Origin of the sequence: Alkaliphilus pronyensis (assembly GCF_009017275.1) — a bacterium.
Lineage (GTDB): Bacteria > Bacillota > Clostridia > Peptostreptococcales > Natronincolaceae > Alkaliphilus_C > Alkaliphilus_C pronyensis.
The window spans coordinates 20,289-45,158 of sequence record NZ_WBZC01000001.1; the positions used below are offsets into that span (position 1 = coordinate 20,289).

A 24,870-nucleotide genomic window follows, 5' to 3' on the forward strand; every position below is an offset into this window, starting at 1 on the left:
CCTGCTTCTCCATTAGTTTGTTATATTTTCATTATGTACAAGCAGGGGAAAAAATATACAGTATATTGTGGCTAAGTTTCTTTATCTTGATAAGCCTACCCTTCTCATAAATATATCAGTTTCAACCACAACCTCAAGCTCTGTAAATATTTCCTCCCAATCCTTTTCAATATCTCTCCAAACATCAGGCTTATACTTTCTAAAATAATCGCCAAATTGAAATATATCTATCTGGTAATCCTTCTGAAAAACCTTAATTGCCTCTATAATTAATTTCTGTATATCTTTGCAAATTCCATCTTGAACCTTTTTTACAAAGCTAGGGTCTAGTACATCCTCCTCTGGATTAAAATATAAGCCGTCTATATCTCCTTCACCTATTACAGATAACACCACCTTAATATTATCCCCCTCTTTCTCAGCCTCTATATTAGTTTTTATTTCTGTTAAGGTATAGGGAATAATAAGGTCATCCATATTATGATTTAAAGCTGTGGTCATTAGATTATTTGTAATAATCATATAGGCTAATGACTCCATTTCTCCTATCCAGCCCTCCATCTTATAATCTTTAATAACTGCTGCTCCACCTATTTTAATCTCTTTATCCGAATAGACTAATCGAGGAATTAATACATTGCCATTTTTATGGAGTGTAGTAAGTATATCTCCTGCATCTGCTACAGGGGCTCTATTGCTACGTTCCTGTCTTATAAACAAGCTACTGATAAATTTTCCAATGTTTTTTTCCAGCTCTGTTTCTATTTCCAGTGCTTCCTTCGCTGTGCCATCTGCAACCGCCATAGAAATTCTACGGCTTATTAAGGGGTCCTTTTCTATTCTATCCATGGTTTCCCTAAAAAGCATGGGATTTTTTACAAGCTCATCTCCTAAGACCACAGCCTTTAGATGTCCTAAAAAAAGCTCATTATCTGATCTTGATATCATTTGTCTTTTGGCAGTGAAGCTACTATGGGAAACACTGCTCATGGTGATGTTTGCAATCTCCACCTCACCACCAGCAGAAATAGGCTTTGATGCCACATAGGTTAGTGAAACAGGTGGTCTAGTGTGTTGTGGCAAATATTTTTTTTCATCCTCAATGTTTTTTTCCTCCTCCGTTGGCTTGTAAACATCTATGCCTAATGCCATTATAAAGGTTCTATCATCTATTTCTATGCTATCCCAGCACCCAGTTATGGCTATAGAAGTAATTAATATACATAATAAAAATAGCTTTTTATTCACTGGTACTGCCCTCCCTTTTCAATTTCTTTTTTACAAGCATAGCAATTAGAATTAAGGTAGGAAATATAAAGGCTACTATGGTTGCAGCATATAATGTAAACATATCCAACAGCATATATGCCTCTGCTAAATTATCTCCAACCAAGGAGACAAAGTAAATTAGTGGTATTAAAGGGAGTGCCAAGTAGTTAAACTCCTTACCTTTAATTAGATCTGTTAATAATACTACCTTAGCTAATAAAACCGGTGCAATAGACATAAATACAATAATTACCCATAATGCCATTACTAGAGCCTCTACATTTTCTATAAATAGCCCAGGAAATTCTATTGTTTTAAATAGGGATAGGGTTGGCCAAATCAAATGTGTAATTTGTACTGTGCCAAAGGTTAATATTGTGGCTAAATTTAATATTATGTATAGGAAAAGGATAACTAACACTGCCCCACCTGTATATTTAGTTAGCTCATTGGTTTTATTTACATAGGTTCCAAATATTAAAACAAACTCGAAGCCTAAGAAGCTAAATAAAACCACAGGTAATGCCTTCACTACATCGGTAAAGGATATTTGAAAAACTGGTAGTAAATTAGTATAATCACTATTTCCGATTGTTAATGCAACTAAAACTAATGATAAAACTAATATTATAGGTAGTAGCAGCTCTGCCAGCCTACCTAAGGCTTCTATCCCTTGACGTACAAGATATACAATCACCAGTAATAAGCTTAGTATAATAACCTCCAGTGGGGTTGCAAGTAAGAGAAACATTTTTACAACCTCTGCTAAAATCCTTACTAAAAAACCATTTAAAATGATAAGAAAAAGCACTAGAAATATAATGTATATATAGGCTACTGGCTTCGAAAGTGTTGCACTTATTATCTCCATATAGCTTTTACCTGGAAAGGATTTTACTATATAGGCCTGGGCAATTGCAATTAAGGTTATACCTAAACCTCCAATGATAAGTACAATCCACCAATCGGTGGCAGCCGCTTCAGTTAAGGTTCTAGGTAATGTTAAAATACCCGTCCCAAGCATCATCAAGACTAAAACGTTAGCAATTTGTGAAGGGGATATTTTGTCGTTGTTGGAAAACATTACTCCTCCTCCTCCTTATATTTTTCTTCTTCCTGTTTATCATCAAGCCGATTTCTTTCATTTTTGTTTGCAATCGACTCTCTATTATTCATACTGGGCATTGGGGCTCTAATAACAGTATCCTTAATGTCTCCTATATCCTCAACAAAGGTTACGAAGGGGTGTAGGTAGGGCATTCCAAAGCTCTTTAAGCCACATAAATGACTTAGTAAAAGTAGCTTAGCTAAAGAAATACCATATAGGCCAAAGGAGCCTGCAGCAAATATAAAGCCGAACCTTAGCAGCCGAAAACCTATTGCTACATTGTAGCTGGGTATTGCAAAGGATGAAATAGCGGTAACGGCAACAACTATCACCATTAGAGGTGAAACTATACCTGCTTCTACAGCCGCCTGACCTATTACCAAGCCTCCAACTATACCTATGGTGGCCCCTATGGGACCAGGTAGTCTTACCCCTGCTTCCCTTAATAGCTCTATTGTAGTTTCCATAATAAGGGCTTCTACAATAGCTGGAAAGGGTACCCCTTGTCGTGTTGTTGCTATGGATAGGGCAAGCTTGGTTGGTATCATTTGTGGATGAAAGGAGGTTATTGCCACATATAATGATGGCAATAATAATGAGATTATTGCTGCTAAGTACCTTAGTAATCTTACTGCAGTAGCTATATTCCAACGCTCATAGTAATCCTCAGCAGACTGTAGCATTGCATTTAGTGTGGTTGGTGCTATTAAGGCAAAGGGACTATTATCTACAAGTATAACTATTCTTCCCTCATATAAGGCTGCAACAGCAACATCTGGTCTTTCGGTATTTTGAATTTGAGGAAAGGGTGAAAGCCAATTGTCTTCAATCAATTGCTCAATATAGCCACTATCTAATATGGCGTCCATATCTATTGTCTTAATTCGCTCTTCTACTTCCTTTAGTATTTTTTTATTGACAATATCCTCTATATATATAATGGCCATATCAGTTTTTGATCTGACTCCAACCTGTTGTGCCTTGAGCTTTAGCTTTGGGTCCCGTACTCTTCTTCTTATTAGTGCGGTATTTACCCTAAAGGTTTCTACAAACCCATCACGAGGTCCACGAATTACTATTTCTGTAACTGGCTCAGAAACACCTCTAGCCTGCCAGCCCTTTGATGCAACTATAATAAGCTTGTCATAATTATCTATAAGTAATACTGTATCTCCACTTAAAATACTGGTTACACCTTCATCGATTGTTTCAACTTCCTTCATTTCACTTACTGCTAGGCTATGATCCTTCAAATGGCTTGCTATCTGCTTTTTAATATCCTCTGGACTAGGTGGTGTCATTCTAACCGTTAGCATTATATTATTGAGTATATAATTGTTTAATAGGTTCCTATCTATCATTCCATCGGTGTATATTATGGCGGCCTTTACATTATTCTCTACTCCCACCTCTACCTCTCGATAAACAATATCGTCACAGTCCTTAAGTATTTCTTTAATGGTTTTTATGTTCATTTCAATGCTCTTATGGGGGGCTTGACCTTCCTCTTGCTTTTTCTCTCCTTTATTGCCTAAGAGTTTTTTCCATAAACCCATTTTGGTCACTCCTTATTATTAAAAAATTGCTAAAACTATATAAACTCCAATACCAACAATAATATAAAAATAACCTAAGACATTTGCTATTTTCGCTTCCTTCATAAGCTTTAGCTTTTTTAGCTGCTTGCCATCAAATAGTATTAAAAACAGACCAATTAACACAACAACCCACATCATATAGGAGTCATAGGTGCTTTTAAATTCTTCATAAATCATCATTAGGCTTCCATTCAATTTCATCACCCTCTTTAATCTAATCCTATATAATTTTCGCAAATTCTAGTAATTATATACAAGCAATGAGAAAGATGTAAAAAATAAAAATTCGAGGTAGCACCCTCGAATCTATATTCTTTACATCTTTAATTTTTAGTTTTTAATTCTTCATTTTTAACTTTTAATTTTCTTTTATGGTTTTAATCTTTTCCATTCAACATTCAACATTTACTTTGTTTTTAACTTTTTATTTTCAATTTGCCTATAGATATTCTTCAAATAAAGCTACCTCTTCATAATGGTCTAGGTCACTGCATATTTCTGGATAGGTGCAGATATAAGCAAGTCCATTTATTCTAAAACGCTTTTTTATTGTTTTTTCTATATCTAAAAGCTTTAGCTGTTTAAATATAAGCTTAATAAGAAAAGCTATGCCTAGTATTCTACACATCTTAAAGGGATTCTTACGATTTTTTATTAATGACTCTGTGGTTTTTTCAATGGACTTCATTACAGAGGGCTTAATCATAATGATATTGCCTCCTGTGAAGGCTCCATCCTTTAAATATACATAGGTTCTTTTCATTTTTGGATAAATTGATTCATATAGACCTTTGTCTACAATGGGATAAAATACATCGATGTTTTTTTCTAAGCCAGCTTCTATAAATTTGTTTATAATATCAACATTTATTAATGGAAGATCGCAGGTTACGACTAAGACCCTTTCCTCCCCTAAGGAGTTCTTCATTCCATTGTTAATATTCTTAATTATGGAATCACTGTGGTGAATTATGTTATCCACATCCTTAGCAATTATTGGCTTTAGCTTATCCACCTCTCCCACAACAAATATCTTATTAATATGCTCAGATTCCTTTAATGCTTCAATTACAAATTTTATCATCGGTATTCCCTTTAGTGGTAAAAGGGCTTTGTCCTTCATTAAATCATCAGCTTCAACATCAGTTCCAGCCAATACTATGGCATGCATTAACCTTCCTCCCTACCATTTGTTAGATGCCTTGATGTCCTTTACCCTTAAGTACAGATTCCATCATATGACCACCTGCATTTTCAATGTGCTTAGCAGCTACTTCATATGCCTTTTCTGCATCTCTTTGTGATATTGTCTCTAGTATTGCCTGATGTTCTTCAACTAATTCCTTTGCTTTATTATATTCTGAAATGTAGGTAACTCTAAAACGGTAAATCTGCTCCCTTAAGCTTTGGGCTATTTGAACTAGCTTTTCATTTCTGGCGGAGTTAAAAATTCTATCATGAAACTCTATATCTTTTTCTATCATACCCTCTATATCATCAAGCTGATAGCTTCTTTTAAATTTATATGATATCATTTCTAGCTGGTCTAACTCTTCGTCTGTCATCCTTTCAGCAGCTAAAGAAGCAGCAAGTCCCTCTAAAACTGCTCTTATCTCAAGTACCTCCATTATATCCTTTATTGAAACATCAGCAACATATGCACCCTTTCTAGGTACCATAATAACTAATCCTTCTAGCTCTAGCTTTCTTATTGCCTCCCTAACGGGGGTTCTACTTACACCTAGCTGTTCTGCCAATTGTATTTCCATCATTCTTTGACCAGGCTCAAGCTTGCCTTCTAGTATTGCTTCCCTTAGATTTTCAAACACAATTTCTCTTAAGGGCTTAAAACCTTCAATTTTTAAATTTTGTAAATTACTCATCATCATTCCTCCTGTGAAAGCTTTGCACAATATAGGTTTGCTTATATAATAATGAAAGATGCTCATAGGCAGACTTTGCCCTATGGTAGTTCTTAAATATACCAAATACAGTTGGTCCGCTGCCTGTCATTATACTACCTAATGCGTTATACTCCATCATTTTTCTTTTTATTTTGGTAATTACGGGATATTTTTCTTCTGTTACTGTTTCTAAAACATTTTTCATGTTTGAGGCAAGTAAATTAATATCTCCACATTCTACAGCCCTTAATAGCATCTGTGTATCGGGTCTTTTATCCTGTATATTGGGTAAGCTTAGGCTTTTATATACATCGGCGGTAGAAACAGATATAGATGGTTTTGATATAACCAGCCAAAGGTTTTTTAAGCCCTTTATTGGAGTAAGCCTCTCGCCTATTCCTTCTGCTAATGCTGCGCCTCCAGCAATACAAAAGGGTACATCAGCTCCAATTTTTACTCCTAGCTCCATTTGCTCCTTTACGGTTAGCTTTAGGTTCCACAGCCTGTTTAAGCCAATAATTACAGCAGCAGCATTAGAGCTCCCCCCTGCTAAGCCTGCAGCGACGGGTATTTTCTTTTCAATATGTATATCTAATCCTTTATTGATATTAAAGGTATTACCGATTAAACTGGCTGCTTTATAGGCAATGTTATCCGAATCCTTTGGAATATAGCCACAATTTGTGTTTATAACTATTTTGTTATCTTCTCTTTCATTTATTTGTACCCTATCAAAAAGATCTATTTGATGCATTATCATTTCAACTTCGTGGTATCCATCTGGTCTTCTTCTTAATACATCAAGGGATAGGTTTATTTTAGCTCTAGCTTTAAGTTGAATCCTTTTCATACCTGCCCTCTCCTTCATTATACCCAAGCTATATATATTATATGTTTATCGGGTATTATCCTTCATTAGGTTAAAAGCTTATTGTTTTCTAAAACAATACTATCAGAATAACTATTGCTTTGTCTACTATATATATTGCAAAAAAAAACCGCCTTTTCCGGCGGGAAATATGCTAAAACTTGAAGTTATGAAGCTTTTCTATTAATATGTAATCCCCAGGTTTTAATGCTGAAGCATCTTGTATTTCATTTGTTTCCATTATCTGCTTTACAGTTGTATTATATTTTTTTGCAACCTCCCAAAGTGTATCCTTTGGCTGCATAAAATATACAGTAACACTAGGTCTATGGGTGGTATCTACATCCTCATTTTCTTCAATAGCCTCCTTTACAACAGCTACCTTTTTAGTTAGGTATCCCTCACAGGTGGCACCAACATTTACCTTTATATCTACCTGCTGCCCATTTACCTGCTCATAGGTTAGCTCCTCAATAAATAGCTCAACCTTTGCCTCCATATCTTCCTTTAATCCCTCAATATCTACATAATGCCTAAAGGGGATTTCCTGCATAAAGCTGTAAATTGGTTGACTTCCACCATCAGATAAATATATTACTGTAACCTCCATTATACCCTCAATTACAGTTTTATCCTCCGTAAGCTGATAATCTGTTAATACTGGCTTTGAGACAACCGAGAACAGCTTTGCAATTTCTGGATGACTTCCAGGTAAATCAATGGTTTCCCTTAGCATAAGATGGGATCTATTCATTCCTATGTTTTCTTTAAACTCAACAGTTTCCTTATTAATCTTTAATTTTTTTGATGGTGAAAAGGCATCAACTACAATATCTATTTTACTAGTATCTATCACCTTAGCACCTATTCTTGTAATTGCCTCTATCTCTATAATCTTGGCTTCTCCCTGAAGATTTTCTTTAATCTCTGTATAAAGCTCTGGGACATCAAATTTTAATTTATATTTCATATCAGGATTTGCATCTGGCATTTCAACAAAGTGTGTAAAGGGAATCTCTTGTCTAAAGATGTTTAAGCTTAAATTGTCGTCATGGGTGGTGTATAAAAGCTCCACCTTTACTGTTCCTCCAACTATAACCTTCCCTTCTGTAACCTTAGCTTCTCTTTCTATGGCTGCTGCATTCCATTTAATTATTTCCTTGATTTCTGGCATATCTTCAGCCATTTCATAGGTGTCCTTAACCAATGCTTCTGAGGAGTAATCCCCTTTAATTTCCGAAAACCTTATTGTATCCCTTAGTACTTGAATATCATTAATCCCAGATATATCATTAGTTATTTCCCGTTGAATCTTTACTTTAGCTGTAGCCATTAGATTAATAACAACCTTAACTCCTATTTTTCTTTCGTTATTAACGGAGAAGTCGATATGCTCTATGTCTGCTTCAACATCTGGTATAGCTTTAGCTGTAATTCCTTCCATAGCAATAGTCTGTTTAAAACCAGTACTACTATCTATACTATATAGCGGTTCTTCTCCCTTTTCTGCAACGTATAATATTTTAAATTTTATATTTCCGTCAACTAGAATTTTTCCATCGGTTGCTTCAACCTTAGATACTTGAATAACCCCATCTACCGATATAATTCTAGTAATATCTGGCTTTATATCTGGGACCAGTATATCGCCTTCAATTATTGCCTGAGCAGTGTCGTGACCTATTACCTGGTCAGTAGTCAATGATTCCTTTAACAACTCTACTGGCATTTTCCTTCCTCCCTCCAAATAAGTTTAATTTAATTAATATATATTATTAATTTTTTAAAATATGAGCTACTTTCCTTTAGTTCGTCCAGTTTAATTTCTATATATATATATGTACAGTAAATAAAAAAAAGAAGTGAAAATCTAAAAGATTTTCACTTCTTTATAAGTTATTAAAGCCTAGTAGTAATAATTGTGTACATTAAAATTCTTGTAGGTTCTATATATTCCTATAGCAACGTCTATAAGGGTTACTGGGGCATTGGGATTATAGTTGTTTTCCTGTGCCTCTACAATATCTAAGCCATAGACAATGGCAACAAAGCCTTTTTTATCTGGTTGGATTTCGTCTGCATCCTCCACTGGTACAACAAAAATATCCTTAGCCTTAGCTACATTCTCCATACCTACCATTTTCATAAGCATTTCTGCAAATTCTTCCCTTGTAACTGTTTCATCTAGCTTTAGGTCTTTTTCTTCGTTTTCTAGTAGATCATACATTACAGCACCCTGTAGGTATTGATAATAATCATCTTCCTTGTCTATATTGGTGATTTTAAGGTCTTCAGCATCTTCAACCATATATGGACTGAAGCCCATTGCATTTACCAACATCTTAATAATCTCTTTTCTAGGAACAGTACTGTCTAATTGGAAGTTCTCTAGGTCTACTATTCCTGTGTCAATAATAATCTTTAATTCTTTTTCCGCCTCGTGACCTTCTAATATACTGCTTATGTTTTCTTCCTTAGATTTCTTCTCCTTAATAGACTCTCCATTCCAATCTAGGTATTCACCTGTTACGGCATCAATATTTCTGAAATGCCAGTAATTATCTTTTCCTTTATTCATATAAACTAGCTTTATAGTTGGAGCCTTATATCTTATGTGATGACTATAAATTTGTGTGAACATTAATTCTAGCGTTGAGTCATCCATATACTTGCTTAAAACCTCATCCTTTGATAATAGACCCTCTGCCTTTGGAAACTCAGCATCATGCCAGTTCATATATATACCTTGTAGCTGTCCTGTCATTTTATTAAAGGATACTGAAATGCTATTATAAGGATACTCGATATCATTAACTACTCTGCTAAAGTTAAAGTGGTATTCAGGAGCATGTTCAAAGTCATACAGGGTCATTTCAGTTTGTAAATCCTTCAATTTATCAGGATATAACTCCACCATAACATCAATTGCCTTTTTATATGCATCCTCCTGTGATATTACTGGTATGATTTCTTCCCCTGATTCACTATCCATTCTATACTTATCGTACATCATATGGTCATAATAGTGGAATCTAAGAATATTTCCAGTTTCTGCATCAACAGATACGTATCCATGCATGTAATCATTATCTTCTAATGTAAAGTCTATGTTCCATAGCTTACGCTGATTTGATGAGGTATAACGGGTGCTTCGAACCTTTCCCTCTTGTTGGAGTAATTCCTTAACTAAGGACTCCACCAGCTCCGTCACTTGGTTTTTATCCAGTTCCTTAGTAAGTTCTTTCTTTTCTAGGGCTTTAAACTCTTCCTTTTGCTTAGGTGTAACATCAATTGTGACTTTATTCTTTGCTGCTTCACCTGTATAGGTTATAATTTCACCAGTTAGTGCATCTATCATTTGTCCGCCTTCTAGGTTTGGAGTATACACTAGTTTTATTTCCTGTGGTTGACTGTCATGGTAATAGTGTTTTAACCTTACTGGTAAATAAGATAACTTAAGGTCTAGTTCCTTTTTGTATATTTCCTTAGCTTCTTCCACAGAAATTACATCATCTAGCTGAGGAAAATCTACATCAGACCAATTATAGCTATAGTGTGCTATTTTTCCAGTTCCACTATCTACAGCTATATTTATACCATCATTGGAAACAACTATACCATTTTCTTTTCTTACATAATTATAATGGTAATTTCTCGGCCTTAAGCCATTTCCATGATAGTAATGTCTAAAAAATGGCTCCTCTTGTAACTCAACCTTATCTAGTAATTCACCATTAACCTTCTTTAAGAACTCATATGCAACCTCTTGTAATTCTTCCTTTGTATATTGTGTAACACTATTATCACTATCTCTACTATGCTCCCATTTATAAATAGAAGTAAGCTTTCCCGTTTCGTCATCTATAGACACTTCAATGCTCATGCTGGAGACTCTGTCATATTTGTGTCCGTGCATACTCCATACATGTTTTTCTGGATTTCTCCAGTCTTGACGGTATTCTACATTTACCTGATACCCATCATCAACCACAATATCAAACAGGTTTTTGATGTAAAATTTCATGATACCTTCAGCATTTTCTTGAGTAAGATTTGTGTTGGTAGGATTTGTCATTTCGGAATCCTTTACATCAACATTCTTTACTTCAACTGCTTCCTCAACAACAATAGTCTCGCCAGCCGATACAAAGCTAAAGCTTGAGAGTATCAGCCCAAGTGCTAGTAAAAAACTAAGGGTTTTTCTAAATTTCATACATTTCACTCCTTATTATAATATAAACAATGTTATATATTCCTTTTTACTACCTATAATTACTTATTGGTTGCATTGTAACCATATTGTAAAATAGGAAATATACCCCTTCATAATATAGACGTATTTTTTTCATAAAAGTTTCCTTTGTAATGAAACTGTAATATATCTCAGCGGCGTTACTAATACTCCCGCTTCTTAAGCGGGAGATAAGTGACACCAAGCTAGAAAGTAAATTAATCCATCTAATTATCCAATTATCATTGTTCCAGTTTTTCCCTGTATGCCGTCCATTGCCTTTTCAAGTGATGTTATTAAAGCAGCCCTACCAGGCTTTGACTCGACAAACTTTAAGGCTGCATTAACCTTTGGTAGCATTGATCCTGGAGCAAAATGTCCCTCCTCAATATATTGCTTTGCTTCTGCAGCTGTAATTTTATCTAATTCCTTTTGGTTAGGTTTATTAAAGTTAATAGCCACCTTTTCAACTGCCGTTAGAATTATTAAATAATCTGCATTAAGTATTTCAGCAATTTTTTCCGAAGCAAAGTCTTTATCAATAACAGCTGGAACCCCTATAAGCTCACCATTACGATTCACAACTGGAACACCACCACCACCTACAGTAATAACAATATGACCTGCATCTACTATTGTTTTTATAATTGGCGCTTCAACAACATCAATAGGTATAGGTGAAGCTACAACACGTCTCCAGCCTCTACCTGCATCCTCCTTCATTACATAACCCTTTTCTTTTATTAGTACCTCAGCTTCTTCTTTAGTAAAAAAGGAACCAACTGGCTTTGTTGGATTTTTAAACCCTTCATCTTTTTCATCTACTACTACCTGAGTAATTATGGCTGCAACAGACCTATCAACCTTTCTTTTTGCCAGCTCATCTCTAATAGCCTGTTGAAGGTGATAACCGATATAGCCTTGACTCATTGCTCCACACTCTGGAAAAGGCATTATAGGCAACGAAGGGTTTTCTTGGGCTGCTGCTTCATATGTAGCAACAAGTTGTCCCACCTGTGGACCATTGCCATGGGCTAAAATAACCTCGTGGCCTGCCTCAATTAAGTCTGCTATTGACTTTGCTGTTTCTTTTGCTGTTTCTATTTGTGCCTCTGCACTAATTTCTTTAGGATTTGCCTGTAGGGCATTACCACCTAATGCCAGAACAATTCTACTTTTTTCTTTAATCATTAAAAGCTCTCCCTTATATTTATTATTTTATGTTTTTTCTTCATACTAAAAAGATATGGAGCATTATATAATTGTAGCTATTTTTCCATATCTTTTACAGTATATCTTATACAGTCTTAGAACTCATATTTAATGGTTTAAATAGTGGCCACCATTACCGCTTTAATTGTATGCATTCTGTTTTCAGCTTCATCAAATACTACTGAATGCCTACTACGAAATACTTCATCAGTAACCTCCATTTCTTTTATTCCATATTTATTAAATATTTCTTTTCCTATTTTTGTTTCTAAATCATGGAAAGCAGGTAAGCAATGCATAAATATTACATTTGAATTGCCCGTTAGCTTTATCATATCCATATTAACCTGGTATGGCATTAGCTGATTAATTCTTGCCTCAAATTGGTCCTCTTCTCCCATTGATACCCATACATCAGTATAGATTACATCAACGTCCTTTACCCCCTCAGCAACCTTATCTGTTAATGTAATTTTAGCACCTGTTTCATTTGCAACCTCTTGCATTTCTTTAACTAGCTCTTCAGCTGGGAATAATTCCTTTGGTGCAACAGCTCTAAAGTCCATTCCCATTTTAGCTGCTCCTATTAGAAGAGAATTACCCATATTGTTTCTTGCATCCCCTATATAAGCAAATTTAACTTTGTTTAGGGGCTTATCAACATGCTCTGTTATAGTAAGTAGATCAGCTAAAATTTGTGTTGGATGATATAAATCAGTTAAACCGTTCCAAACTGGCACACCTGAATGCTTGGCCAATATCTCTACAGTTTCTTGCTTAAAACCACGGAATTCAATTCCATCATAATATCTACCTAACACCTTTGCTGTATCCTCTAAAGATTCTTTTTTACCCATTTGTGAGTCATTGGCTCCTAAAAATGTAACATGTCCACCTTCATCAAGGACAGCAACCTCAAAGGCACATCTTGTTCTTGTTGATGCTTTCTCGAATAAAAGAACTATATTTTTACCCTCTAATAGACTTCCTTTAACACCCATACGTTTTTTAGCCTTTAGATCCTTCGATAAATTAAGTAAATAATTAATTTCTTGTGATGTGAAATCCTTTAAAGTTAAGAAGCTCCTACCTTTTAAATTCACTGGCATAGATAAATCCTCCTTTATTATTAATGGTTTTTAAGTCCTTATAACTTCTTATATTATAATTCTTCCCTAATTAGGGGCATAGACATACACCTTGGGCCTCCTCTGCCTCTTACCAGCTCTGATCCTTCAATTTCAATTACCTCTATTCCATGCTTCCGAAGGGTTTCATTTGATGCTTCATTCCTATTATAGGTTATGACACTTCCTGGTGACAGGGCTAAGGTGTTGGTACTGTCATTCCATTGTTCTCTTGCAGCTGTAATATCATCCCCACCCCCACTTTGAATTAGCTGTACATTAGGTAGATTTAAAGCAGCTTTTAATGCTTCCTTTAGGCTAACCATTGGCTTAACCCTCGGGGTGGTTTTTCCCTCTGTTAGCTCATAGGCCTGTAGTAGATCTTCAACCCCTGGATATATGGTGAACTTGTCGTGGTCAACCATAGTAAAGACTGTGTCTAAATGCATATATGCCCTTGTAAAAGGTATTTGTACAGCCAATACCTTTTTAATACTGGACTCCTTAAACAATCTTTGTGATAAAATTTCTATTCCTCTGGCTGAGGTTCTTTCACTACATCCAATTGCCACTACTGAATCACTTAATACCAGTACATCTCCCCCTTCTATACTATAGGTTTCTTTGTAGTCATACCATTGAGGAGTTATTGGCTTTTTAAACAGTGGATGATGTTGATATATGTATTCCAAAAACATCGTTTCCCTATTTCTAGCTGGAGTTTTCATTTTATTAATGGCAAGACCATTACCTATAACAACTCCAGGATCCCTTGTGAAATAAAGGTTAGGTAAAGGATTAATGTAAAAGGGATATTCTTGCCTAATATAATCCACTAAATTATACTCTTCAATTAAATTAGGTGCATCCTTTTTTTCTAAACCAGCTATTGCTACTTCTACAATTTCTTTTGGTGTTAAGGTTAACAGGAATTCTTCTATTAAAACCTCCAGCTCAGTGCTATCTATATGGGAGTTTTTTATTAGGTCATTTATAAACAGTTTTTTTACATGCTCTACCTTTATTAGCTCCTCCAATAGATCCTCATAGTAGTATACCCTACAGCCTCTGTCCTCCATAACCTTTGCAAATTCGTCATGCTCCCATTGCATTCTTTTTAGCCATGGAATATCATCAAACAATAATTCATGAAGATAATCGGGTGTTAATCGCTCTAACTCTCGCCCTGGCCTATGGAGCAGTACTGCTCTTAAATCACCTATCTCGGATGTAACATTTAAGAATCCGTCTCTCATCTTGCTAGTAACCCCCTTCCTTCTTATAAGCTATCTCATTAACAGAATATACATAATAATGTAGCTTTTCTCTATTATTAGTATATAGAGAGAATATACATAAATCAAGTGGCTATATTTCTTGATTTTTTTGGGGTTTATACATTGTTTGTATATTTATTAATTAAATTAATTATTGTTTTAATGGCTCCCCTATGGGATTATCCATTTTTCATTACATGGTTAAACTAATGGTTAGCTTTCTATTGAATAATCATAATCTCCCACTAATAAAAAAAAACCACCTATATGGTGGATTTATTTTTAAGACTATTAACTTACTTTAATTCGTTGATCATCTTTACATATTGTTATTTCAACTGTTTCTGTTAGAATATCTGAATAACTATATGAAACTCTTCTAACGGTATCATAACCTCCATCTATTCTTACAACAAAAATATTAGGGTAGGTGTTTTCTAGTACGCCTTCTCTTATAGTAGTCTTTTTTCTTCCTTTATTTGCTTTAAGTGTAACCTTTTGCCCTACAAACCCTTCGATATTGCTTCTGATTTCATTCAGCGTAGTCCTAGTTGCCAAAAAATCACCTTCTTTCACTTATTAACATACTTATAATAACATATACTACAACGTTTGTCAAATTCATAAATTTTTATTATACAATTAATATACTATTAGTGTCAAATATTTTTTTGCAAAAAATTATTCTACCTGAATTATTTATATAGATATTTCATAATAGGATAAAATCCCTTCTGTAATAGCAGCTACAATTTTATCCTTAAAGCCCTCATCTATAAGCTTTTTTTCCTCTATGGGACTAGACAGATATCCTATTTCAATATGAATTCCACTTACATTTGTATCCCTCAGTAAATAAAAGTCAGCTGTTTTCAGGCCCCTATCTATGGTTTCTAAGGCTTGTGCAACCCTTTTTAATATAATGTTACCTAGCCTTTTTGCTTCTGTATCCCCTCTAAAGTAGTAGATCTCTGTACCAGATATAGATGGATTCTTAATATAGTTCTGATGTATAGTTAAAAAAAGATTAGGTTTTACATTGTTTATAAGTTCCGCCCTTTCACTTAATGGTAGATATATATCCTCTAAACGGGTCATATATACTTCTGCACCTTTATTTTTCAACTCTATTTCAAGCTTTTTACTAATTGATAAATTAACATCCTTTTCTCTTACACCATTGAAGCTTACATTATCCTGGCTGTTTTCACCACCATGAGCCGCATCAATCACTATTACTTTACCCTTTAAAGGAAATTTTATACATGGCATTTCAATTTTTTTAATTTCAACACCAGTATAGTAGTAATTTATAATGTCATTTGCATTTTTCCCCTCTAGTGCAAGTCTATTTGCCCCCTGCTGACATAAGCCAACTCCATCTCCCTTTCCCATTGTGAAAAAGCGAATAATTTTAGGCCTCCAGCTAAACCTAGTGGATTCCAAGCCCAGTAGCTTTACAATTTCCTTTCCTTGAAATTCTTTACCTGCCACCCTTAACCTTACTACTCTACCCTCTTCATCTCTTTCTATTTCATCAAATAGATCTTCTATTGACATATTTTTAGTAGGATTATTTTTATTGAGCTTAATTTTAAGCTTCGATTCTATATCCTCTATAGATAAATCCTTATAGCCATAAAGAGAGGAGCTTTCCTTGCAATAACAGCAAAGTACCTTTCTTAAATATTGAACAACATTACCGTCAACATTTTCGCTATTCTCAGTGGCACCACCACATATTAAATGATACCTTGCATCTATTGGCTTATCATTAAAGGTTATTATAATTCCCCTTGTTTCGCCTACTGCTTCATCTATTAACTGTATATTTTTTGCATAGTCCTTACCCCAAACTTGCTTATACTCCGTTAATGGAATAACCTCCTTTAAATAGTCTATAGCTATATCTCCTTTTTTGTTTTTTTCTTGATTACAGCCGTAGCCCTTTAGCTGTCGAAACAGTATGGTTCTCATTATTATGCTTTGACATTTAAGGGCTTCTATATGAAATGGCATGGGAATACTCCAAGCCACTAATTCCTTAACAATATCCTCAATATACCTAGTGATAATTTTATCTTCAGTTGGGACATATATTTTAATAGCTAAATCCATATTATATTCCAATTGTTTTACCTCCCTTGTTCTTTTGATAATGGTTTCTAAAATAGTGGTAAGCTATATTTTGGCGTATTATATCATATGAAAATTTTAAGACTCCTGTGCATAATACCATTCATTGATGCATATAATGAACAATTAAAAAAGTAGCCAACAAGAGTTTGCTTTCTCCTATTGACTACCTTTAGACTTAAATAAATTATTTAGAGCTATTATTCCTTGTAGTAGCTTTTCCTTTTCTTCCTTACTGGTGCTTTCAATTATTTCAATCATTGAAAGCATAAATTTACTATGCATCTCTTCAACCTTTTTTTCCCCTTTATCCGTTAGTGAAACATATATACTTCTACGATCCTTAAAAGAGGAGGTTCTTTTTACATACTCCTCTTCAACTAATTTGTTTAACATAGTTGTCATGGTGCCTTTGCTGACTTCAGCAATATCGCTCAATAAAGACATATTGCTTACCCTTAAGTCTTTAATTATGAATAACACCTTATATTGGGCTAGGGTAAAGTCTTGATTACTGCTATGCTTTTTATATTGATGTCGCATCCAGCTATTAAAATATATAAAAAAATCTTGAATCATATGGGCTATTTCTCGTTCTGCCAAACATATCAACCTACCTTTCCTAAATATATTATATATATTTTTGTTAAAATTTCAAATAAACAAGTAAAAAACATAATAATAATGATTTGAAATTCAAATTACTCTTGATTTTCTATTGTAGCTTGATATATAATATATTTAACATATTCTGTTATTTTTTTAGGTTAGATATTTTGATAGTCTAAAGGTTTGAAATTGCAATGCATTTATTTACAGGGAGGCGATAACAATGCAATGTCCCATCTGTGGTAATGTAGATATAGGTCGTTTAAGTAAATCTAGATATTTTTGCAGTGATTGCTTTATAGAAATATTTCTGTCTAGGAAATCTGAAATGCAGATTTTTAAGATTTTAGAAGATGGTACAGCCTGTGCAATTGCTGTTGAATGCAATTAATTAAGTATCCTATTAAGTTTCATGATGCTTTATTTATATTAAGACACAAAAAAACTCCACATTTGCAGCCTATAGGCTACCTAATATTGCAGAGTTTTTAAACTTCAAATGGGGTTTTGTTATGCTATTTTTTATTACAGGGTATTAAGATAACAGGTCTAGTTGCTGTTCTTGCTACGGCATCTGAAGTGCTACCTAAAAGCAATGATTTTATTAATCCTCTCCCTCTAGTACCCATTATTATTGAGGTTACTAATTCTTTTTCTGCGGTTTTTGTAATGGCTTTAGAGGGAATGCCATGTAAGACTTCAGTCTTTGCACTTATCCCTTTCTTTTCAAAACCTTCAGCAAACTCTTGAAGCTTTTCCCTATATTGAGCCTTTTTAATATCTAACTCTTTTTTGCTTTCTCCCTCCTCAACCACTGATAATAAAATTATTTCTTTAATTAATAATGACGACTCTAAAATCTCATTTATAATAAATGACGAACAATTGGAAAAATCTATTGGTAGTAATATCTTTTCAAATTTATTAATGCAAACATTTATTAGTTGATTCTCTTTATCCTTTTTATACTTTTCTATTAAAACAGGTACATCCGACAATCTAATTACATCAAAGGTAGTACTACCAATAAATATTTCCTTTATAACGCTTCTACCCCTAGAGCCTATCAAAATTATGGATACTTCTTCTATTTTAGCAATTTGAACAATTTCGGTTGCAGCAAATCCCAGAGGTGTATATACTTTGCAGTTAATGCTATGGGCTTCTAACCTATCTGTTATATCCTTCAGCTTCTTATCATTACTCATTTGCAAGGAGGGTGATGACTCTTCGCCTAACCTTATGTCAATTACGTGTACAATAACAGCCTCCTCTAACCCCATTTCTTTAAGCTCATCTATACAATTCAATAATCTATCGGCAGCAGGTGAAAAATCTGTAGCTATAAGTACTTTTTTCATCAACATACATATCACTCTCCCATAACACTATTTATAATATATATTTTACTTACTTATTCCCAATTACAATGGAAATTATCAATTTTTTATTGATGGATTAAAAGTTATATTATCAAAACAAAGCTCGACACCCCCTGTGTATAATGATTATTTCAACATATCAACCATAGGCTACATTGGGATGCCGAGTTTTTAAGCTCTTAACTTTTAGTTGCCACAACCACCGCTATTACCCTTTAATGTTATTGCAAAGCCTTTGCTAAACATGTTCTTTCTGTAGTCTACTTCAATAGCAGGAAATTGCTCATCTAAGTCCTTTTCTATAACAAACTCTAATCCATCGACTTTTTTTATAATATCAGTTGTTTTTGCCTCATCCAGAGACAAGCCGAATCTTGGACCACCTCAGCCAATACCGCTCACATATACTCTTATAGACTTTTCCTCAGGATTTTCTGCTATAAGTATTTCCTTAGCTGCTTCAGTAACTTGTATATTCATATAAACTCCTCCTTTTATGCCCCCCGTGTAGGGGGTATGTGTATAATATTATACATATTATTGGATTAAAAAACAATTATTATCTACTAAATATTTTTATTTTTAATGATTGTTTTCTATTTCTATATTTATTGTTTCTTCTAATGTCTTTGAATACCCAAGAATAATTATAAGAAAAAACATGCTATTTTTAGCCATTTATAGAGGTTTTACATATATAGTTATTTGTATTTTTATGCAATTTCCTTTATAATATATTTTATTATGTTTTTTATATCTAGCTTTTTATATTAAATACCCCTAATGAGGAATATACAAATTATTTATGCATAAATAAAATGTATAATTAATTGCAATTCTTCAAATTAATTTGAATTTTCTGATTGACTATGGTATTATTATCTATATATGTTAAGAAATAATTAAAAGGGGTGATGATTAAGGAAAGGGTTAGTTTTTTGACAAGTAATTTATTAAAGGGGAGGAGAATTTATGAGTATTAAGCCTAAGAAGGAGGCAAAAGTATTACACGCTTTAATTCCTATTTTATTCTTATTAGTAGTTTTATCAATCTCTATTATTGTTTTTGAAGCTTCACCACACATTCCACTTATTATGGCAACTGTAGTAGCAGGTATAGTTGCTATAACTATGCTAGGCTTTTCTTGGACAGAGCTTGAAGAAGGAATTATTGACACTATTAAACTGGGGATGCAGGCAATACTAATTTTAATGGTTATCGGAACAATTATTGGTACATGGATTTTAAGTGGTACAGTACCAACAATGATTTATTACGGACTACAAATATTATCTCCAGGAATTTTCTTAGTTGCAACCACTTTAATCTGTTGTATAGTATCTCTAGCAACAGGTAGCTCATGGACAACTGCTGGTACAGTCGGTATCGCCTTGCTGGGTATTGGTACAGGTCTTGGAATGCCTATCGGAATGGTTGCAGGTGCAATCGTATCGGGTGCTTATTTCGGAGATAAAATGTCACCATTATCAGATACTACTAATCTTGCTCCAGCCATGGCGGGTGCCACCTTATTTGAGCATATTAAGCACATGATCTACACAACAGCACCGGCTCTAGTTATATCATTAATAATTTATGGAGTTCTTGGCTTAAGATATGCCGATAAAGCCTTAGATACAGCTCAAATTGATTTATTATTAAACACAATGGCTGAAAACTTTACTATATCACCATTACTATTAATTCCACCTATAGTAGTAATCTTGATTGTTGTTATGAAGATTCCAGCATTACCAGGACTAATTTCAGGTACTGTTTTAGGTGCTTTATTTGCAGTTCTATTCCAGGGCGCAGACTTTGGAGCTATTATAGATGCAGCCCATTATGGAATGTCTATTGAAACTGGTGTGCCTATTATAGATGATTTATTAAGCCGTGGTGGCTTAGACGGCATGATGTGGACAGTTTCTCTGATATTAATTGCTTTAGCCTTTGGTGGTGTTATGGAAAGAACAGGTATGCTACACGCCGTTGCAAGGGGTATATTAGCACTAGCCTCTGGTACAGGTTCATTAATTTTATCTACGGTAGTGACTTGTATATTTGTAAACCTTGTAACAGGTGAGCAGTACTTGTCTCTTGTTATACCAGGTAGAATGTATAAGGATGCCTATATTGAAAGGGGTATTCATCCTAAGGTGCTTTCTAGAGCTTTAGAAGGCTCTGGTACCGTTACTTCGGCACTTATTCCTTGGAACACATGTGGTGCCTTTATGATAGGTACATTAGGTGTATCGCCTATTGTATATGGACCATATGCCTTCTTAAATCTATTACTACCATTGATTAATATTCTTTATGGTTTTCTTGGTATTACAATTGCACCTGTTGAAAAGTCTGAAAAAGCAACAGCATAACAATAAAAACTACAGGGCAGCTTCTATAGGAAGCTGCTTTTATTTTTAGTAAATCTTTATTATTACTAAGGATAAGTTTTCTTTATATTATGAATATTAATCAATAATGTTTTAAACTTAGCAACAGTGTGGTATTATATAAATGTTATACTTATTTAGGAGGTGTTTTTATTGGATAAACATCAAAAAATAGCAATTGTTTTATTACCACTTTTAACCATAGCTATATTAGCAGGTGGAATGCTTTTAATTGAAAGAAGCACAGATGCAGCCGTTTACTCAGATGGCACCTATACAGGTACAGGTGAAGGCTACAATGATAAAATTACTGTTGAGGTGAAAATTGATGGAGGAAAGATTTCTTCAATTGAACTGCTGGAGATTAACGACACTCCAGGATTAGGTGATACTGCTGCTATGGAAATTATTGAAAGGATAATAGCTAGTCAATCTACTGATGTTGATGTGGTTTCAGGAGCAACAAAAACCAGTAATGGTACTATACAGGCGGTTAAGGTTGCTTTAGGGCTTCAGGAAGCTACTGATGAGGAAGCTACTGAAGAGGAAGCTACAGCTCCGCCTGAGCCAATGATATTTGAAGATGGCATTTACGAAGGCTCTGCTGCTGGATACAGCGAAGATGGAGACATCAAGGTAAGGGTTGAGGTGGTTGAAGGCAAGATTGTTTCAATAGAAATATTAGAAATAAGCGATACTCCTACTATTGGAGACACTGCTGCTGAGGCTACCATAGAAAGCATAATGGAGTATCAATCTACCGATATTGATACCGTTACAGGTGCTACTGTTTCAAGCCAGGGAACAATTAATGCTGTAATTAACGCCTTTTCTAATGGTGCCATAAGCCTAGAGGAATTAGAAGAAATGGAAGAAGGAACTACAGAAGAGGTTGAAGAAGAAGTGGAAGTAGTGGAAGAGGAAACTAGTGAGGAACCCAACCAAAGTCAAAGCTCGGAGGAAGAAACCGAAGCTGTAGAAGAGCCTCAAGAGCAAAAGCCCACTTTAAAGGACGGTACCTATGTTGGTGAGGCTAAGGGCTATTCTGAAGGCTATGAGGGTAGTATTATTAGAGTTGCTGTAACTGTTAAGGACGGTAAGGTTTCAAGGGTAGAGCTTGATAGGGAGCTGGCAGAAAAAACCCAGACTAAGGGCTTTGGTGATGTAGCAGCACAAGAGGTTGTAGATGCTGTAAACAGCTTAAATATTACACTAGAAAACATATCGGCTATTGATGGCATAGATGGTATGACTGGTGCTACAGAATCGACAGATGGAGCCAAAAAAGCTATTAAAAATGCTTTAGATAAAGCAAAATAAAGGTTTTATGTATATTATAAGGACCCTCCTAATGGATGGTCCTTATAATATTTTAGTTAATCTCTACATTTTCCCCAGTTACTATATATATAGTTCTTTCTCCAATATTAGTTGCATGGTCAGCAATTCTTTCTAGGTAACGGCTTATGAAAATAAGATTAGTTGCTTGCTTTACTATTTTTTGGTTTTTAATCATCATATCCATTAGCTCTGTGTAGATATATTCATGAAGCTGATCCACCTCTTCATCATCATGGGCCACCTCTTCTGCAAGCTTTACGTCTAGCTTCATAAAGGCGTTTAAGCTTTTATTCACCATGTTTTGAGCTAATTTTGCCATCTTAGGTATGTCTATCAAGGGCTTAATTAATGGTTCATTACCTATCTCTAAGGTCACTCTTGCAATATTAACTGCATGATCCCCCATTCTTTCTAAATCAGTTATCATTTTAAGGATTGTAGCAATAACTCTTAAATCCTTAGCCATAGGCTGCTGTAAAGCTATTAAATTCATACATTCCAGCTCAATCTCAAGCTCAATTTTGTCTATTTCGTCGTCCATCTCATATATTTTTTTTGCCAGCGTTAAATCCTGCTTTGCTAAAGCTTCTACAGAAGCTTCAATGATTTCTTGAACCATAGCCCCCATTTTTAAAAGCTTAATGTTCAATTCATTTAATTGAGTGTTAAAATTCCTTCTCATTACTTTCCCCCCTTAACCAAATCTCCCTGTAATATAGTCTTCTGTTCTTTTATCTTTAGGTGTTGTAAATATCCCCTTAGTATCACCCTTTTCAATTAACTCACCCATAAGGAAGAAGGCAGTTTCATCTGAGATTCTAGCAGCCTGTTGCATGGAATGGGTAACTATAACTATAGTGTATTCCTTCTTTAACTCAATTATTAGTTCTTCAATTTTTGCTGTTGCAATTGGGTCTAGTGCAGAGGTGGGCTCATCCATTAGTAATACCTCTGGCTGTATTGCTATGGATCTTGCTATACAGAGCCTTTGCTGTTGGCCGCCTGATAAGCCATAGGCATTGTCATTTAACCTATCCTTTACCTCATCCCACAAAGCAGCGCTCCTTAAGCTGGCTTCTGCTATCTCCATTAAATGAGATTTTCTAGTAATTCCGTGGATTTTTGCACCATATACTACATTTTCAAATATTGATTTAGGAAAGGGATTAGGCTTTTGAAATACCATGCCTACCCTAGTACGTAGCTCTTCTACTCTAAATGAGTTATCGAATATGTTTTTACCATTAAAAAGTATCTCCCCTGAAGTTCTTACACTTGGAATAAGCTCAACCATTCTATTAAGGGTTTTAATAAAGGTGGACTTACCACAGCCTGAAGGTCCAATTATGGCACTGACATTGTTTTCCTTCATTTCAAAATCAAGATCCTTTAGTGCGTGGTCATCACCATACCAAAGATTTAATTTATTAACCTTAAATATGCTCCTCTTATTAGCTAATTCTTTATTCACCATAGAAAATCCTCCTATTTCTAGTATCTCTTTTGAAATTTATTTCGAATAATAATTGCTATTGAATTCATCATAGCCAGCATAACCATTAAAGCCACAATAGTGGCTGCCGCTAGGTTAGCATACTCCCTAGTTAAAACTGCATCTAATGTCCAATAGTATATTTGAATAGGTAGTGCAGTAAAGTTATCCATAAAGCCTGTTGGTATTCTCAAGATTAGGGCTGGTATACCTAGAACAACTAGGGGAGCTGTTTCTCCTATGGCTCTTGAAAGAGCAAGAATAGAACCCGTTAATATTCCTGGTAATGCCACTGGTAAAACAACCTTTCTAATTGTTGTCCACCTCGATGCCCCCATTGCATATGAAGCATCTCGCAAAAACCCTGGAACAGCACGAACAGCCTCTTGAGCTGCTACTACAACAATAGGCAGAACTAATAATGACATAGTTAACCCACCAGCTAGTATACTAGAGCCTAGATTTAAAAGCCTTCCAAAAACTGTTAATCCTAATAGTCCAAAAATTACAGACGGTACCCCTGCAAGATTAGATATATTCATTTTAACAAAGCTTTGAAATTTGCTTTTACTGGCATACTCCTCTAAATAAATGGCTGTAGCTACCCCTAAAACTATAGTTACTGGAGCCACAATAATCATTAATAGAAAGCTTCCTATAATGGCTCCCAAAATTCCTGCCTTTTCAGGAAATATAGACAGGGTGCTTGTAAGAAATTGAAGGTCTAACCACCCTATGCTCTGTGTAAATATTCTATATATTAGTATTCCTAAAACCAGTAATGCAAATAATGTGGAGCCAAAGAAAATCATTGTAGCAATTTTATCTATCATTATTCTTCTAGTTAGATTTTTTTTGATCTTGTTTATATTTAAAAGGGTATTGAAGGTCCCTTTATGTTCTATTTCACAACTCATTT

23 protein-coding genes are annotated in these 24,870 nt (G+C 34.6%); 3 read left to right on the forward strand and 20 right to left on the reverse strand.

Annotated elements, in window-relative coordinates:
* Nucleotides 1-81 precede the first annotated feature (81 nt).
* The 15 genes from F8154_RS00095 to F8154_RS00165 form a co-directional block, all read right to left on the reverse strand.
* Nucleotides 82-1,248, reverse strand: coding sequence for a Ger(x)C family spore germination protein (locus tag F8154_RS00095; RefSeq protein ID WP_151859545.1), 1,167 nt, complete (start codon nt 1,246-1,248; stop codon nt 82-84).
* Entirely contained in the window at nt 1,241-2,353 is a 1,113-nt protein-coding gene (locus F8154_RS00100) for a GerAB/ArcD/ProY family transporter (protein ID WP_151859546.1), read from the reverse strand. The genes F8154_RS00095 and F8154_RS00100 overlap by 8 nt, the downstream gene beginning before the upstream one ends.
* Nucleotides 2,353-3,933, reverse strand: a complete 1,581-nt coding sequence (locus F8154_RS00105; RefSeq protein ID WP_151859547.1) for a spore germination protein — start codon at nt 3,931-3,933, stop codon at nt 2,353-2,355. The genes F8154_RS00100 and F8154_RS00105 overlap by 1 nt, the downstream gene beginning before the upstream one ends.
* Nucleotides 3,934-3,951: 18 nt before the next feature.
* The gene (locus F8154_RS00110; RefSeq protein ID WP_151859548.1) at nt 3,952-4,170 is read right to left on the reverse strand and encodes a CLC_0170 family protein; all 219 of its coding nucleotides are present in this window, start codon (nt 4,168-4,170) and stop codon (nt 3,952-3,954) included.
* A 244-nt stretch (nt 4,171-4,414) separates the two neighbouring features.
* Nucleotides 4,415-5,146 carry a nucleotidyltransferase family protein gene (locus F8154_RS00115; RefSeq protein ID WP_151859549.1) on the reverse strand — a complete coding sequence of 244 codons (732 nt, stop codon included), beginning with the start codon at nt 5,144-5,146 and terminating at the stop codon, nt 4,415-4,417.
* A 22-nt stretch (nt 5,147-5,168) separates the two neighbouring features.
* A complete protein-coding gene (locus tag F8154_RS00120; RefSeq protein ID WP_151859550.1) occupies nt 5,169-5,858 on the reverse strand; it encodes a GntR family transcriptional regulator in 690 nt (229 codons plus the stop codon).
* On the reverse strand, nt 5,851-6,729 hold the full coding sequence (ispE, locus tag F8154_RS00125; protein ID WP_151859551.1) for a 4-(cytidine 5'-diphospho)-2-C-methyl-D-erythritol kinase: 879 nt from the start codon (nt 6,727-6,729) through the stop codon (nt 5,851-5,853). The genes F8154_RS00120 and ispE overlap by 8 nt, the downstream gene beginning before the upstream one ends.
* Before the next feature lie 172 nt (nt 6,730-6,901).
* The gene (locus tag F8154_RS00130) at nt 6,902-8,476 is read right to left on the reverse strand and encodes a DUF3794 and LysM peptidoglycan-binding domain-containing protein (RefSeq protein ID WP_151859552.1); all 1,575 of its coding nucleotides are present in this window, start codon (nt 8,474-8,476) and stop codon (nt 6,902-6,904) included.
* Between the two features lie 177 nt (nt 8,477-8,653).
* Nucleotides 8,654-10,960 (reverse strand): YcdB/YcdC domain-containing protein, encoded by a 2,307-nt coding sequence (locus tag F8154_RS00135; RefSeq protein WP_151859553.1) that lies wholly within the window; start codon nt 10,958-10,960, stop codon nt 8,654-8,656.
* Nucleotides 10,961-11,209: 249 nt separating this feature from the next.
* Complete coding sequence (gene arcC, locus F8154_RS00140) at nt 11,210-12,169, reverse strand: carbamate kinase (RefSeq protein WP_151859554.1); 960 nt, start codon at nt 12,167-12,169, stop codon at nt 11,210-11,212.
* A gap of 137 nt (nt 12,170-12,306) precedes the next feature.
* Nucleotides 12,307-13,299, reverse strand: coding sequence for an ornithine carbamoyltransferase (gene argF / locus F8154_RS00145; protein WP_151859555.1), 993 nt, complete (start codon nt 13,297-13,299; stop codon nt 12,307-12,309).
* Nucleotides 13,300-13,352: 53 nt separating this feature from the next.
* Nucleotides 13,353-14,573 (reverse strand): arginine deiminase, encoded by a 1,221-nt coding sequence (gene arcA, locus F8154_RS00150; protein ID WP_151859556.1) that lies wholly within the window; start codon nt 14,571-14,573, stop codon nt 13,353-13,355.
* Nucleotides 14,574-14,885: 312 nt separating this feature from the next.
* Nucleotides 14,886-15,152 carry a Veg family protein gene (locus F8154_RS00155; RefSeq protein WP_151859557.1) on the reverse strand — a complete coding sequence of 89 codons (267 nt, stop codon included), beginning with the start codon at nt 15,150-15,152 and terminating at the stop codon, nt 14,886-14,888.
* A gap of 141 nt (nt 15,153-15,293) precedes the next feature.
* Nucleotides 15,294-16,724, reverse strand: a complete 1,431-nt coding sequence (locus F8154_RS00160) for an N-acetylmuramoyl-L-alanine amidase (RefSeq protein ID WP_243141108.1) — start codon at nt 16,722-16,724, stop codon at nt 15,294-15,296.
* Nucleotides 16,725-16,889: 165 nt separating this feature from the next.
* A complete protein-coding gene (locus F8154_RS00165; RefSeq protein ID WP_151859558.1) occupies nt 16,890-17,333 on the reverse strand; it encodes a MarR family winged helix-turn-helix transcriptional regulator in 444 nt (147 codons plus the stop codon).
* 229 nt (nt 17,334-17,562) lie between these two features.
* Between F8154_RS00165 and F8154_RS14940 the strand changes: the two genes are divergently transcribed.
* Nucleotides 17,563-17,730, forward strand: a complete 168-nt coding sequence (locus F8154_RS14940) for a hypothetical protein (RefSeq protein ID WP_192930088.1) — start codon at nt 17,563-17,565, stop codon at nt 17,728-17,730.
* 124 nt (nt 17,731-17,854) lie between these two features.
* On the opposite strand, the gene F8154_RS00170 is transcribed toward F8154_RS14940, so the two are convergent.
* Together F8154_RS00170 and F8154_RS00175 are read right to left on the reverse strand one after the other, a co-directional pair.
* Nucleotides 17,855-18,706: a universal stress protein gene (locus tag F8154_RS00170; protein ID WP_151859559.1), complete on the reverse strand. Its 852-nt coding sequence runs from the start codon at nt 18,704-18,706 to the stop codon at nt 17,855-17,857.
* Between the two features lie 201 nt (nt 18,707-18,907).
* A complete protein-coding gene (locus tag F8154_RS00175; RefSeq protein ID WP_151859560.1) occupies nt 18,908-19,087 on the reverse strand; it encodes a hypothetical protein in 180 nt (59 codons plus the stop codon).
* 606 nt (nt 19,088-19,693) lie between these two features.
* Between F8154_RS00175 and nhaC the strand changes: the two genes are divergently transcribed.
* The gene (gene nhaC / locus F8154_RS00180) at nt 19,694-21,100 is read left to right on the forward strand and encodes a Na+/H+ antiporter NhaC (protein ID WP_330577812.1); all 1,407 of its coding nucleotides are present in this window, start codon (nt 19,694-19,696) and stop codon (nt 21,098-21,100) included.
* A 171-nt stretch (nt 21,101-21,271) separates the two neighbouring features.
* Nucleotides 21,272-22,438, forward strand: a complete 1,167-nt coding sequence (locus F8154_RS00185; RefSeq protein ID WP_151859561.1) for an FMN-binding protein — start codon at nt 21,272-21,274, stop codon at nt 22,436-22,438.
* A gap of 52 nt (nt 22,439-22,490) precedes the next feature.
* Here the strand turns inward: F8154_RS00185 and phoU are convergent, their stop codons facing one another.
* The 3 genes from phoU to pstA are packed head-to-tail and all read right to left on the reverse strand — an operon-like array spanning nt 22,491 to nt 24,868.
* Nucleotides 22,491-23,141: a phosphate signaling complex protein PhoU gene (gene phoU, locus F8154_RS00190; RefSeq protein WP_151859562.1), complete on the reverse strand. Its 651-nt coding sequence runs from the start codon at nt 23,139-23,141 to the stop codon at nt 22,491-22,493.
* 12 nt (nt 23,142-23,153) lie between these two features.
* Complete coding sequence (gene pstB / locus F8154_RS00195) at nt 23,154-23,933, reverse strand: phosphate ABC transporter ATP-binding protein PstB (protein WP_151859563.1); 780 nt, start codon at nt 23,931-23,933, stop codon at nt 23,154-23,156.
* Nucleotides 23,934-23,950: 17 nt separating this feature from the next.
* A complete protein-coding gene (pstA, locus tag F8154_RS00200) occupies nt 23,951-24,868 on the reverse strand; it encodes a phosphate ABC transporter permease PstA (protein ID WP_151859564.1) in 918 nt (305 codons plus the stop codon).
* Nucleotides 24,869-24,870 lie beyond the last annotated feature (2 nt).

What these genes read in the sequence shown, in the direction of transcription:
- F8154_RS00120 (WP_151859550.1), bottom strand. Translation starts at nt 5,858, where the DNA reads ATGAGTAATTTACAAAATTTAAAAATTGAAGGTTTTAAGCCCTTAAGA.
- F8154_RS00170 (WP_151859559.1), bottom strand. Translation starts at nt 18,706, where the DNA reads ATGTTGATGAAAAAAGTACTTATAGCTACAGATTTTTCACCTGCTGCC.
- ispE (WP_151859551.1), bottom strand. Translation starts at nt 6,729, where the DNA reads ATGAAAAGGATTCAACTTAAAGCTAGAGCTAAAATAAACCTATCCCTT.
- arcA (WP_151859556.1), bottom strand. Translation starts at nt 14,573, where the DNA reads ATGAGAGACGGATTCTTAAATGTTACATCCGAGATAGGTGATTTAAGA.
- phoU (WP_151859562.1), bottom strand. Translation starts at nt 23,141, where the DNA reads ATGAGAAGGAATTTTAACACTCAATTAAATGAATTGAACATTAAGCTT.
- F8154_RS00130 (WP_151859552.1), bottom strand. Translation starts at nt 8,476, where the DNA reads ATGCCAGTAGAGTTGTTAAAGGAATCATTGACTACTGACCAGGTAATA.
- F8154_RS00100 (WP_151859546.1), bottom strand. Translation starts at nt 2,353, where the DNA reads ATGTTTTCCAACAACGACAAAATATCCCCTTCACAAATTGCTAACGTT.
- nhaC (WP_330577812.1), top strand. Translation starts at nt 19,694, where the DNA reads ATGAGTATTAAGCCTAAGAAGGAGGCAAAAGTATTACACGCTTTAATT.
- F8154_RS00105 (WP_151859547.1), bottom strand. Translation starts at nt 3,933, where the DNA reads ATGGGTTTATGGAAAAAACTCTTAGGCAATAAAGGAGAGAAAAAGCAA.
- arcC (WP_151859554.1), bottom strand. Translation starts at nt 12,169, where the DNA reads ATGATTAAAGAAAAAAGTAGAATTGTTCTGGCATTAGGTGGTAATGCC.
- argF (WP_151859555.1), bottom strand. Translation starts at nt 13,299, where the DNA reads ATGCCAGTGAATTTAAAAGGTAGGAGCTTCTTAACTTTAAAGGATTTC.
- pstB (WP_151859563.1), bottom strand. Translation starts at nt 23,933, where the DNA reads ATGGTGAATAAAGAATTAGCTAATAAGAGGAGCATATTTAAGGTTAAT.
- F8154_RS14940 (WP_192930088.1), top strand. Translation starts at nt 17,563, where the DNA reads ATGCAATGTCCCATCTGTGGTAATGTAGATATAGGTCGTTTAAGTAAA.
- pstA (WP_151859564.1), bottom strand. Translation starts at nt 24,868, where the DNA reads ATGAGTTGTGAAATAGAACATAAAGGGACCTTCAATACCCTTTTAAAT.
- F8154_RS00115 (WP_151859549.1), bottom strand. Translation starts at nt 5,146, where the DNA reads ATGCATGCCATAGTATTGGCTGGAACTGATGTTGAAGCTGATGATTTA.
- F8154_RS00135 (WP_151859553.1), bottom strand. Translation starts at nt 10,960, where the DNA reads ATGAAATTTAGAAAAACCCTTAGTTTTTTACTAGCACTTGGGCTGATA.